Here is an 11,516-nt window from a genome sequence, read left to right as displayed (position 1 = left end):
GTTACAGCAGCTAACCCGCCATAGCGATGATTTCCGCTTGCATATGGCGGATCAGACGCTGAACTTCACCCCCTTCGAACCCGGCACGCTGCTGGCGGAGGAGGGCGAGACGCGGTATGTGGTGGGGCCTGAGACGGAGTATGTTCTGTTTCCTAACCCGACGGTGGCGAAAGGACTGCGCGCCGGCCTGATGCTGGAGAAATTATCCTGAGGGCAAGCCGTCCGCCGGGCGGCCTGCTTTATTGCGCGCGTCTTTTTTCGCCATCTTATTTTTTCGTGCCCCAGTGTAAATTTGCAGATTATTCCTGGTAAAATGCTTTGTTTTTAATCTCCCCTCCTTTATACTCTCCATAATTTCTCTGCAAAACAGTAAGTTATTTATTTTTTATTGCAATTCTTCGGCTAAATTCCTTATTTTCTCCATAATTGGCGAGAAACTGTTTTTTACACTTTCATTGTTTTACTCTTGCTCTGACTAATTGACGATTAACGTCGTAAAGTTAATCTCGTCAACACGGCAACGCGCCGTAAGAATAACGTAAAGTAAGGATTGAATGATGAAGAAACTCACTGCACTGTTTGTTGCCTCTACTCTGGCTCTGGGCGCGGCTAACCTGGCACACGCCGCCGATACAACCACCGCGCCGAGCGACAGCAAGCCGATGATGATGCATCATAAAGGCGGCCCGGGTCAGCATGACATGATGTTTAAAGGCCTGAACCTGACCGATGCGCAGAAGCAGCAGATCCGCGACATCATGAAGAGCCAGCGCGAAAATATGAAACGTCCGTCCCTTGAAGAACGCCGCGCGATGCACGATCTGATCGCCAGCGACACCTTCGATAAGGCGAAGGCGGAAGCGCAGATCGATAAGATGGAAGCGCAGCATAAAGCGATGGCGCTGTCCCGCCTGGAAACGCAGAACAAGATCTACAACATTCTGACCCCAGAGCAGAAAAAACAGTTCAATGCTAATTTTGAGAAGCATCTGACAGAACGCAACGCGCCGGCAGGTAAAATGCCTGCACCTGCTGAATAATGTAGCGCACTGAATCAAGACCGCCGGTCTTGCCCAATAATGCCATCAGGCGTTGGGCAGGGCCGGCGGTTTTTTATTGGTGGCTTCTCAGCCAAGCGGATGCAGCGGATAGTCTCCGCTGAGCAAAGGCTTACAGAGGATCTTGTAACCATCCTGGTCAAATCCGGCGGGCAGACGGGTCAACTCCGCCGCCTGGTCGAGCGATTCAACGGCGCCCAGCCACAGCCAGTTATGAATGACGTGATACTGCGTCATGTCCGGGCCGCGCTCCTCCAGCGCCACGGGCCCCGCCCACGGCCAGCACACCAGCTGCAGTCTGCTCATCTGCGCCAGCAGGCGCTCTCTGTGCGCCTCCACGCTCTCCTTTCCACAGCAGGCCCCGGCGCAGCGGCCCAGCGCGGAGCGAAAGCAGGCGCGGCCGCGGCTGAGCGGTTCCAGACCAAGCAGGCCATAACAGAGGCGCTGTTCGTCAGCGAGGCTCTGCAGCATCTGCAGCGCCGCCCGCCGGTTGGCGAACAGGCCATAGAGATGCTGCTGGTGCGAGAAATCAACCTCACGGGCATAGACAATCTGCGGCCGGTCGTCCGCAAGTAGCCAGGCGCAGAGCTGCTTGTTACGCCGTAGCCGCTTGTTAAACAGCGGCTGCTGCTCTTTAATCAACCGCGCCTCCAGCAGCAGCGCTCCCAGCTCGCCAGCGGTGCGCTGCCAGGTGATACGCCGCGACTGACGCAGCATCGCGGCCTCTTCAGGGGTGCGCAGGTGGGATAACACCCGGCTGCGGAGGTTGACGCTCTTACCGATATAGAGCGGCATCGTGTCGCTGTCGCCGTGAAACTGATAGACGCCCGGCAGCTTCGGCAGCGCCTCCAGCCACGGGCGAAGATGTTCGGGATATTCATAGATCGCCGCCGCCTCAAACTCGAGACGCGGGGCTGATTGCTTTCTGGCCACAATAACTCCTGGTACTGTCTATCCATCCAGTATAGCAGGCCATTTTTGCGGCGAAAAGGACAAAAAATAACCCCGGCGCAGGCCGGGGCGGGGGGGAGAGACTATTTTTTCCAGAAATCGTCAAAGACGGTGATCGGCGGCCGACGCTTGTGTTCGGTTTTCAGATACCAGCCCTCGATCGTTTTGGCGATGCTCGGGTCCAGCGTTTTGCCTTCCAGATAATCGTCGATGTTCTCGTAGGTGACACCCAGGGCCACTTCATCCGGCAGGGAGGGGCGATCGTCTTCCAGGTCGGCGGTGGGCAGCTTCTTATACAGATGTTCCGGGCAGCCGAGATGGGCCAGCAGCTGTTTGCCCTGACGTTTGTTCAGGCGGAAAATTGGGTTGATGTCGGTGCCGCCGTCGCCATATTTGGTGAAAAAGCCGGTAATCGCTTCCGCCGCATGGTCGGTACCGACCACAACTCCTTTGGTCATTCCGGCGATGCTGTACTGGGCCTTCATTCGCTCACGGGCTTTTTCATTTCCGCGAACGAAGTCGCTCAGTTCGATGCCTGCTTCGCGCAGCGCCTGTTCGCTGGCCAGCACCGCAGCTTTAATATTGACTGTCAACACCCGGTCAGGCTGGATAAATGCGATGGCGTCCTGGCAGTCCTGCTCATCAGCCTGCACGCCATAGGGTAAACGGACGGCGATAAACTGCAGGCTACTGTCGCCGGTTTCGGCACGCAGTTCGTTAATCGCTATCTGGCACAGTTTTCCCGTCAGGGTGGAGTCCTGACCGCCGCTGATACCCAGCACCAGCGATTTAATAAACGGGTAGGTCTGCAGGTATGACTTCAGGAAATCGACGCTGCGGCGGATCTCGCCTGCGACATCAATCTGCGGCTTTGCGCCCAGCGCCTGAATAATCTCTTGTTGTAGCGTCATCGCGCCCTCCGAAAGTGAATCTGTTTGGCAAGCTGTTGGCTTAAAGCTACCTCTTTGCCGCTGAAACGACAAGGACCGGGGTTTTGACTGCCGGAAAAGAAGGCAATCAATGACATAGGTTTTCATTATAGATGCTGTACCGCGCATTGCGCCGCCGTCCGACGTCGGCAGAACAATCCTGTTTACGCAATAACATAACCTGACATGATTTCGCTGTTCGGCTTGAAAAATAACACTATTTATTCCAGGCTTATCGTTACACAGTAGAAAAGAGGAACCAAAATGAACAAAAGCTTAGCAGGAATACTGGGCGTCACCGTCGCGTTAACCTTACTGGCGGGCTGTACCGCTTACGATCGTACCAAAGACCAGTTTACCCAGCCGGTGGTGAAAGATGTGAAGAAAGGGATGTCGCGTCAGCAGGTGATGCAGATCGCCGGCAAACCTTCAACGGAAGTCACCATGGTCCATGCCCGCGGCACCTGCCAGACCTATATCCTCGGTCAACGAGATGGTAAAGTTGAAACCTACTTTGTGGCCCTCGACGAAACGGGTCACGTCATGAACTCCGGCTACCAGACCTGCGCCGAGTATGATACCGACCCGCGCAACGCCAGGTAAGCTTCCTACTGTTTACTGACTTCTACGTAAGCCCGACCACTGGTCGGGCTTTTTTGTGAGTCATGATACTTATTTAATTGCGCGAATTATTTGGATGAAAATGTGAGGGTAGTCAAAACCGGAGGTCAATGAGAGACAATTCTGTTCAACAGCGAATTATCCTGGCGGCTCAGCTTGCCGTATACTCAACTCATAAACAGAATTAACCGGATGTTACCAGTCTTACCGGCTCTCAGCGGTTACTGAAGGCCCTGGTCTCACACATTGAGGAAGCGTTCATGGAAAAGAAACACATTTATCTCTTCTGCTCGGCAGGCATGTCCACGTCACTGCTGGTCTCCAAAATGCGGGCGCAGGCGGAAAAATATGAAGTCCCGGTCATTATTGAAGCCTATCCCGAAACCCTCGCGGGCGAAAAAGGGCCGGAAGCCGACGTAGTATTATTAGGGCCACAAATTGCGTATATGTTACCGGAAATTCAGCGCCTGCTGCCGAATAAACCGGTTGAAGTTATCGACTCCCTTCTCTATGGCAAAGTTGATGGTTTAGGGGTATTGAAAGCCGCCGTCGCGGCTATTAAGAAAGCTGCAGCACAATAATTTTAACTTTTAAAACTCGGTGTATTTTGACGCCTGGCGGCTGACTGTTGCCGGACGTCAAAAAATAATGAGTTTATTTTCCCGTCAAAGAGTAATTTCATACATCATCGCCGTAATAGTTTATTGCGGCTTTTAAGGGTATTGACTATGAGTAAAGTGATCGATTCGCTTGAAAAGGTACTCCTTCCTTTTGCAGTGAAAATAGGAAAGCAGCCGCATATTAATGCAATAAAAAATGGATTTATTAAATTAATGCCGTTGACCCTCGCCGGGGCCATGTTTGTGTTAATTAACAACGTTTTTCTGAGCTTCGGCGAAGGCTCTTTCTTTTATTCCATGGGCATTCGCCTGGATGCCTCCACCATTGAAACCTTAAACGGCTTTAAGGCTATCGGCGGAAACGTCTATAACGGCACCCTCGGGATTATGTCGCTAATGGCGCCGTTCTTTATCGGCTCCGCGCTGGCGGAAGAGCGCAAAGTTGACCCGATGGCAGCTGGCCTGCTGGCGGTGGCGGCCTTCATGACCGTGACCCCGTATAGCGTGGGCGAAGCCTATGCGGTGGGCGCCAACTGGTTGGGCGGGCAGAACATCATCTCCGGGATGATTATCGGTCTGGTCGTTGCGGAACTGTTCACCTTCGTGATCCGTCGCAACTGGGTGATTAGACTGCCGGACAGCGTGCCGGGGTCGGTATCACGCTCTTTCTCAGCGCTGATCCCGGGCTTCTTGATCCTCTCCATCTTCGGCATTATCTCGTGGGCCCTGGCGAGCTATGGCAGCAACTTCCACCAGATCATCATGGACTCTATCTCGACGCCGCTGGCGGCGATGGGCAGCGTGGTTGGCTGGGCATACGTTATCTTTAACTCTCTGCTGTGGTTCTTCGGTGTGCACGGTTCTCTGGCGCTTACCGCCCTGGATAACGGCATCATGACGCCGTGGGCGCTGGAAAACATCGCGCTGTACAACCAGTACGGCTCTGTTGATGCGGCCATCGAAGCGGGCAAACAGTTCCACTTCTGGGCTAAGCCGATGCTCGACTCCTACATCCTGCTGGGTGGCTCCGGGGCGACGCTGGGTCTGATTATCGCCATCTTTATCGCTTCTCGCCGCGCTGACCATCGTCAGGTTGCTAAGCTGGCGCTGCCGTCAGGCATCTTCCAGATTAACGAACCGATTCTGTTTGGTCTGCCGATCATCATGAACCCGGTGATGTTCATCCCGTTCGTGCTGGTTCAGCCGATTCTGGCGGCCATTACGCTGGCGGCCTACAGCCTGGGGATTATCCCACCGGTGACAAACCTGGCGCCGTGGACTATGCCGACCGGTTTGGGAGCGTTCTTTAACAGTAACGGCAGCGTTGCCGCCCTGCTGGTGGCCCTGTTCAACCTTGGCGTCGCTACCCTGGTCTACCTGCCGTTTGTGGTGCTGTCGAATAAAGCGCAGACCGTTATCGAGCAGGAAGAGAGCGAAGAAGACATCGCTAACGCACTGAAATTCTGATACCGCGCGGTACGGGCAGCGTCCCGTACCGCCTGATAAATGAGGGAAATATTATGTTTGATCTGGACAACATCGACGCGGTAGAGACCCCGGAAAATGACCTCGAAGAGGTAGTGATGGGGCTGATTATCAACTCCGGACAAGCCCGTAGCCTGGCCTATGGCGCGCTGAAGCAGGCGAAGCAGGGCGACTTTGCCGCAGCGAAAGCGATGATGGAGCAGTCGCGCCAGGCGCTGAGCGAGGCGCATCGCGTGCAGACCCAGCTTATCGAAAGCGACGAGGGCGAAGGGAAAATGAAGGTCAGCCTGGTGCTGGTGCATGCCCAGGACCATCTGATGACCTCCATGCTGGCTCGTGAGCTGGTGGCCGAATTGATTGAGCTGCACGAGAAGGTACAATAGGCCATCGCGACGATGAGGCAGCCCAGAATGATGACCACCGAGATCAGTACCGCCAGAGAACAACAGCTGTTCAACGGGAAGAACTTTCATGTGGTCATCTATAATAAAACGGAAAGCGTGAGCGGGCTTCACCAGCATGATTACTACGAATTTACCGTGGTGTTAACCGGGCGCTATTACCAGGAGATCAATGGCAAACGGGTGCTGCTGGAGCGCGGGGATTTCGTCTTTATCCCGATGGGCTCGCACCACCAGAGCTTTTACGAGTTCGGGGCGACGCGCATCCTTAACGTCGGCATCAGCAGACGCTTCTTTGAGAAACACTACCTGCCGCTGCTGCCGTTTGGTCTGGTGGCTTCGCAAGTCTACGCCGTGCAGAGCGCTTTTCTCGGCTACGTTGAGTCGGTCATCGCCTCACTCAATTTTCGCGAAACGGAATTTGACGAATTTATCGAGCTGGTCTCCTTTTATGTCATTAACCGTTTACGCCACTATCGTGAAGAGCCGGTTGCCGACGTGACGCCGCAATGGTTAAAAAATACCGTGGAAGCCATGCATGATAAGCTGAAATTCGGTGAAGGCGCTCTCGAAAATATGGTTCGCTTATCCGGAAAAAACGCAGGAATATTTAACCCGGGCGACCCAGCGCTATTATGGTAAAACGCCGATGCAGATAATTAATGATATCCGTATCAACTTTGCCAAAAAACAGCTGGAAATTACCAATTATTCAGTGACGGATATTGCATATGAATCAGGGTACAGCAGCCCGAGTTTGTTTATTAAAACCTTTAAAAAACTGACGTCGTTTACGCCGAGCAGTTATCGCAAACATTTGACCAGTATTAATTAAACCCGCGCGGCGTTCGCCGCCAGGTTTATACCGAAAATCATTCAAGTTAACTGTCCGCATTGTTGCGGAGAGCGGCCTGCGTCCAGGCGCAGCGCCTAAGGGAGAAAAAGATGAGCCAGAAATTAAAAGTAGTCACTATTGGCGGCGGCAGCAGCTATACCCCGGAATTACTGGAAGGATTTCTGAAACGTTATCATGAACTGCCGGTAAGCGAACTGTGGTTGGTAGACGTCGAAGAGGGACAGGAGAAGCTCGATATTATCCACGCGCTGTGCGAGCGGATGGTGGAAAAGGCCGGCGTGCCGATGAAAGTCTATAAAACGCTGGATCGCCGCGCAGCGCTGCAGGGCGCAGATTTCGTCACCACCCAGCTGCGCGTGGGCCAGCTGAAGGCGCGTGAAAAAGATGAGCGCATCCCGCTGAGTCACGGCTACCTGGGTCAGGAGACCAACGGGGCGGGCGGGTTGTTTAAAGGACTGCGCACCATCCCGGTGATTTTCGACATCGTGAAAGATGTGCAGGAAATTTGCCCCGACGCATGGATCATCAACTTCACCAACCCGGCGGGCATGGTCACCGAGGCGGTCTATCGCCACACCAATTTCAAACGCTTTATTGGCGTGTGCAACATTCCTATCGGCATGAAGATGTTCATCACCGACGTGCTGCAGCTGAGCCCGAGCGATGAGCTGAATATCGACCTGTTTGGTCTGAACCACCTGGTGTTCGTCCGCGACGTGCTGGTTAACGGCGTCTCGCGCTTCGATGAACTGCTGGACGGCGTGGCCTCCGGCCGTCTGACCGCGAACTCGGTGAAAAACATCTTCGACCTGCCGTTTAGCGAAGGGCTGATCCGCTCCCTGCGGCTGATCCCATGCTCTTACCTGCTCTACTACTTTAAGCCAAAAGAGATGCTGGCGATTGAGATGGGCGAGTACTACAAAGGCGGTGCGCGCGCCCAGGTGGTGCAGAAGGTGGAGAAACAGCTGTTCGAGCTGTATAAAAACCCGGATCTTAACGTTAAGCCGAAGGAGCTGGAGCAGCGCGGCGGGGCCTATTACTCTGATGCCGCTTGCGAAGTAATCAATGCCATCTATAACGACAAGCAGACTGAGCACTATGTGAATATCCCGCATCATGGCCATGTCGATAATATCCCGGCGGACTGGGCGGTAGAGATGAGCTGCACCTTAGGCCGCGACGGCGCGAAGCCGACGCCGCGCATTACTCATTTCGATGAGAAGGTGTTAGGGCTTATCTACACCATCAAGGGGTTCGAAGTAGCGGCCAGCCAGGCGGCGATCAGCGGTGAGCTGAACGATGTCCTGTTGGCGCTGAACTTAAGCCCGCTGATCCATTCCGATCGTGACGCCGAACAGCTGGCGCGGGAGATGATTCTGGCGCATGAAAAATGGCTGCCGAACTTTGCGGCGACGATCGAAAAACTAAAATCGTAACGGGAGTAGCAAATGGAACGCGTATTGATCGTCAATGCCGACGACTTCGGCCTCAGTAAAGGGCAGAACTACGGCATTATCGAGGCCTGTCGCAACGGCGTGGTGACATCGACCACCGCGCTGGTCAACGGCGCGGCCATTGACCACGCCGCCCAGCTGAGCCGCAGTACTCCGGAGCTGGCGGTCGGTATGCACTTTGTGCTGACGCTGGGCGAGCCGTTGTCGGCCATGCCGGGATTAACCCGCGATGGCCGTCTGGGCAAATGGATCTGGCAGCAGGCGGAAGAAGATAGCCTGCCGCTGGAAGAGATCGCCCACGAGCTGGCGTGTCAGTACCGTCGTTTTGTCGAACTCTTCGGCCATGAGCCGACGCATATCGACAGCCATCACCATGTGCATATGTTCGCCCAGATTTATCCCATCGTCGCGGCCTTTGCCCGCGAGAAGGGCATTGCGTTACGCATTGACCGCCAGGTGGCGGCGCAGAGTGGGCTCGACCAGCAGGCGGCGCGCAGCAGCGCCGGCTTCAGCAGCGAGTTTTACGGCGAAGCGGTCTCTGAGGAACTGTTTCTGCAGACGCTGGATGCCTCCATCGCCCGCGGGGAGCGCTCCCTGGAGGTGATGTGTCATCCGGCTTATGTCGATCGGATCATTATGGGCAGCGCCTACTGCTATCCGCGACTGGATGAGCTTGATGTGCTGACATCTGCCTCGCTGAAAGCGGCGGTGGCCGACCGGGGTTATCGTCTGGGAACCTACCGCGACGTGTAAGCCCGACGGGGGAAAGGGAAAGTGAATCAAGCCCGGCACAGCGTGCCGGGCTTTTTACTACGCCGGAATAGCGGCGATTTTCGGGCTTCTCGACCACACGCGGTGGGCCGTCATCAGGGCGAGCAGTTTGTCCGCCGCTGGCGTGTCGAGCGCATCGGTGACGATGACCCCCTCTTCACCCTGGGTCGGAACATGCAGAACGGACGTCAGCTGCCGCGCATCCCCTGCCAGCAGGATCGGCTTCAGATGTTTATAGGCTTCCAGCAGGTAATAGCGCGCGTCACCGCTCTGACTCAGGGCGCTGAGGTCGCCGCCGGGCACCACCACCGCATCCACCGTCAGCGAAGGGGAACCGGCGAAGGTGCCGGCGATCGGCAGCGGAGAACCATCGTCGGCAATGACTTCGCCCATTCGCGAGTAGAGCAGCTTGCTGTGCACGCCCTGGGCCTGCAGCGCCTGCAGGAGCTGAACCAGATCCTGCGCTGAGGTGCGTTCGTTGAGCAGGACTGCCACCACGCGACCTTTCACATCTCCTTCGGCATCGGCGTAGAGGCTGAGGCTGGGGTCTTTCTCCACGCCATTGACCGGGGCGGGCAGGGTAATGTTGCGCTGATCGTCGCTCAGTTCGATCCCTAAGTTCGCCCCAACCGCTTCCGCAAGCTTAGTATCAATGTGGGCCAGATGATCGACCACCCGCTCGCGGATCCAGGTGCGGACCACTTTGCTGAGTTCGAAGCTGAAACCATCGATAATATGCTGCTGTTCAATCGGCGTCTGGCTCAGCCAGAACAGACGCGGCTGGGCGTAATATTCGCCGAACGAAGGGCTGCGCTGGCGGATTTTTTCGCCGTCGACGCGCTCGGCGAGGGACTCAAAGCCACCGCGTTTGGCGGCAGGCGGCGTCTCGCGCGGCCAGTTGTCGTTAATCGAGTTGGGCTCGTAGTTGGCCGGATTGGTGTCAATGTCCATCCGGTGCATCCCGTCACGCTGGAAATTATGATACGGGCAGGTCGGACGGTTGATGGGGATTTCATGGAAGTTCGGCCCACCCAGGCGGCTAATTTGCGTATCGGTGTAAGAGAAGAGACGCCCCTGCAGCAGCGGATCGTTGCTGAAATCAATGCCCGGGACGATATGTCCGGGATGGAAGGCCGCCTGTTCATTTTCGGCAAAGAAGTTATCCGGGTTGCGGTTGAGGACCATTCTGCCAACCCGCTGCACTGGCACCAGCGCCTCGGGGATCAGCTTGGTGGGATCGAGCAGGTCGAAGTCAAAAGCAAATTCATTCTCTTCGGGGATCAATTGCAGGCCAAGCTCAAATTCCGGGTAGTCCCCGGCTTCGATGGCCTCCCATAAATCGCGGCGATGAAAATCGGGGTCGCGGCCGGTCAGCTTCTGCGCTTCATCCCACACCAGCGACGCCTTGCCGGCGACCGGTTTCCAGTGAAAGCGAACGAAGGTGGCTTTGCCCTCGGCATTAATCAGACGGAAGGTGTGGATCCCGAAGCCTTCCATGGTGCGATAGCTGCGCGGGATGCCGCGATCCGACATCGCCCACATCACGTTGTGCAGCGTTTCCGGCTGCAGGGAAACATAGTCCCAGAAAGTATCGTGGGCGCTCTGCCCCTGTGGGATGGCCCAGTGGGGTTCAGGCTTCACGGCGTGGACAAAGTCGGGGAACTTCATCGCGTCCTGGATGAAGAAGACCGGTGTGTTGTTGCCCACCAGGTCAAAAATCCCTTCGTCAGTGTAAAACTTGGTAGCGAAGCCGCGAATATCACGGACGGTGTCCGCCGACCCCGCGCCGCCCTGCACGGTGGAAAAGCGTACAAACACCGGGGTGATTTTATCGGCTGACGAAAGAAAATCGGCTTTAGTTAACGCAGCCAGGCTTTTGTAGGGCTGGAAGTAGCCGTGGGCGGCAGAGCCGCGGGCATGAACGATACGCTCCGGAATACGCTCGTGGTCAAAGTGGGTGATCTTCTCCCGCAGGATAAAATCTTCCAGCAGCGTTGGGCCGCGGCTACCGGCGCGCAGCGAATTCTGATCGTCAGCAATGCGCACGCCCTGGTTGGTGGTCAGCGGAAAATCTTCCCCCCCTTTGCGTTGCGCCTCCAGGGAATCCAGTTTGCTGTTATGAGTATCGGGCGCTTTCAGGCTGCCTGGGGCGGTGGGTTCGACGCCCGGAGCGGTAGGTTTCGGCGTGGGGCGCCACTCCCGATCGTCCGGCGCCAGCGAATCGAGACCCGGCTGCGCTTCCTCGCTGTCGTGGACCGGTGCCTGCTGTTGGTGAGGGTTCGGGTGCTTATCAGACATTACTCGTCTCCTGCTTTCATTGCTAAAAGTGGTCGTTGATAGACCAAAACCCTTCTAACTATAGAACATTAC

12 protein-coding genes and 1 pseudogene are annotated in these 11,516 nt (G+C 55.8%); 10 read left to right on the top strand and 3 right to left on the bottom strand.

The window, feature by feature from the left end; genetic code table 11:
- Both HMPREF1024_RS30730 and spy read left to right on the top strand, forming a co-directional pair.
- On the top strand, positions 1-211 hold a 211-nt coding region (locus tag HMPREF1024_RS30730), incomplete at its 5' end, for a succinylglutamate desuccinylase/aspartoacylase family protein (RefSeq protein ID WP_009309113.1).
- A 343-nt stretch (positions 212-554) separates the two neighbouring features.
- On the top strand, positions 555-1,040 hold the full coding sequence (spy, locus tag HMPREF1024_RS08495) for an ATP-independent periplasmic protein-refolding chaperone Spy (protein WP_004217130.1): 486 nt from the start codon (positions 555-557) through the stop codon (positions 1,038-1,040).
- Between the two features lie 87 nt (positions 1,041-1,127).
- On the opposite strand, the gene cho is transcribed toward spy, so the two are convergent.
- Together cho and nadE are read right to left on the bottom strand one after the other, a co-directional pair.
- Positions 1,128-1,991, bottom strand: a complete 864-nt coding sequence (gene cho / locus HMPREF1024_RS08500; RefSeq protein ID WP_004176514.1) for an excinuclease Cho — start codon at positions 1,989-1,991, stop codon at positions 1,128-1,130.
- A gap of 101 nt (positions 1,992-2,092) precedes the next feature.
- Complete coding sequence (gene nadE / locus HMPREF1024_RS08505; protein ID WP_004151921.1) at positions 2,093-2,920, bottom strand: ammonia-dependent NAD(+) synthetase; 828 nt, start codon at positions 2,918-2,920, stop codon at positions 2,093-2,095.
- Positions 2,921-3,202: 282 nt separating this feature from the next.
- On the opposite strand from nadE, the gene osmE reads away from it, so the two are divergent.
- The 8 genes and pseudogenes from osmE (at position 3,203) to chbG (ending at position 9,128) form a co-directional block, all read left to right on the top strand.
- Positions 3,203-3,541 (top strand): osmotically-inducible lipoprotein OsmE, encoded by a 339-nt coding sequence (osmE, locus tag HMPREF1024_RS08510; RefSeq protein WP_002901544.1) that lies wholly within the window; start codon positions 3,203-3,205, stop codon positions 3,539-3,541.
- 278 nt (positions 3,542-3,819) lie between these two features.
- Positions 3,820-4,140: a PTS N,N'-diacetylchitobiose transporter subunit IIB gene (gene chbB / locus HMPREF1024_RS08515; protein WP_002901547.1), complete on the top strand. Its 321-nt coding sequence runs from the start codon at positions 3,820-3,822 to the stop codon at positions 4,138-4,140.
- A 19-nt stretch (positions 4,141-4,159) separates the two neighbouring features.
- A complete protein-coding gene (locus HMPREF1024_RS31380) occupies positions 4,160-4,276 on the top strand; it encodes a hypothetical protein (RefSeq protein ID WP_004217133.1) in 117 nt (38 codons plus the stop codon).
- Between the two features lie 11 nt (positions 4,277-4,287).
- On the top strand, positions 4,288-5,646 hold the full coding sequence (chbC, locus tag HMPREF1024_RS08520) for a PTS N,N'-diacetylchitobiose transporter subunit IIC (RefSeq protein ID WP_004148091.1): 1,359 nt from the start codon (positions 4,288-4,290) through the stop codon (positions 5,644-5,646).
- A gap of 53 nt (positions 5,647-5,699) precedes the next feature.
- On the top strand, positions 5,700-6,047 hold the full coding sequence (chbA, locus tag HMPREF1024_RS08525) for a PTS N,N'-diacetylchitobiose transporter subunit IIA (protein WP_004140356.1): 348 nt from the start codon (positions 5,700-5,702) through the stop codon (positions 6,045-6,047).
- A 27-nt stretch (positions 6,048-6,074) separates the two neighbouring features.
- Positions 6,075-6,900: pseudogene (chbR, locus tag HMPREF1024_RS0126985) on the top strand (transcriptional regulator ChbR).
- 110 nt (positions 6,901-7,010) lie between these two features.
- Positions 7,011-8,357, top strand: a complete 1,347-nt coding sequence (locus HMPREF1024_RS08530) for a 6-phospho-beta-glucosidase (RefSeq protein ID WP_004209901.1) — start codon at positions 7,011-7,013, stop codon at positions 8,355-8,357.
- A 12-nt stretch (positions 8,358-8,369) separates the two neighbouring features.
- Positions 8,370-9,128, top strand: a complete 759-nt coding sequence (gene chbG, locus HMPREF1024_RS08535; RefSeq protein ID WP_004176512.1) for a chitin disaccharide deacetylase — start codon at positions 8,370-8,372, stop codon at positions 9,126-9,128.
- A gap of 57 nt (positions 9,129-9,185) precedes the next feature.
- On the opposite strand, the gene katE is transcribed toward chbG, so the two are convergent.
- Positions 9,186-11,444, bottom strand: coding sequence for a catalase HPII (katE, locus tag HMPREF1024_RS08540; protein ID WP_002901554.1), 2,259 nt, complete (start codon positions 11,442-11,444; stop codon positions 9,186-9,188).
- Positions 11,445-11,516 lie beyond the last annotated feature (72 nt).

The organism is Klebsiella sp. 4_1_44FAA (assembly GCF_000238715.1).
Taxonomy (GTDB): Bacteria; Pseudomonadota; Gammaproteobacteria; order Enterobacterales; family Enterobacteriaceae; genus Klebsiella; species Klebsiella pneumoniae.
This window is presented reverse-complemented; position numbering and strand designations above follow the sequence as displayed.

Coding starts and splice junctions, on each gene's coding strand:
- spy (WP_004217130.1), top strand. CDS start 555: ATGATGAAGAAACTCACTGCACTGTTTGTTGCCTCTACTCTGGCTCTG.
- nadE (WP_004151921.1), bottom strand. CDS start 2,920: ATGACGCTACAACAAGAGATTATTCAGGCGCTGGGCGCAAAGCCGCAG.
- osmE (WP_002901544.1), top strand. CDS start 3,203: ATGAACAAAAGCTTAGCAGGAATACTGGGCGTCACCGTCGCGTTAACC.
- chbB (WP_002901547.1), top strand. CDS start 3,820: ATGGAAAAGAAACACATTTATCTCTTCTGCTCGGCAGGCATGTCCACG.
- chbC (WP_004148091.1), top strand. CDS start 4,288: ATGAGTAAAGTGATCGATTCGCTTGAAAAGGTACTCCTTCCTTTTGCA.
- chbA (WP_004140356.1), top strand. CDS start 5,700: ATGTTTGATCTGGACAACATCGACGCGGTAGAGACCCCGGAAAATGAC.
- HMPREF1024_RS08530 (WP_004209901.1), top strand. CDS start 7,011: ATGAGCCAGAAATTAAAAGTAGTCACTATTGGCGGCGGCAGCAGCTAT.
- chbG (WP_004176512.1), top strand. CDS start 8,370: ATGGAACGCGTATTGATCGTCAATGCCGACGACTTCGGCCTCAGTAAA.
- katE (WP_002901554.1), bottom strand. CDS start 11,444: ATGTCTGATAAGCACCCGAACCCTCACCAACAGCAGGCACCGGTCCAC.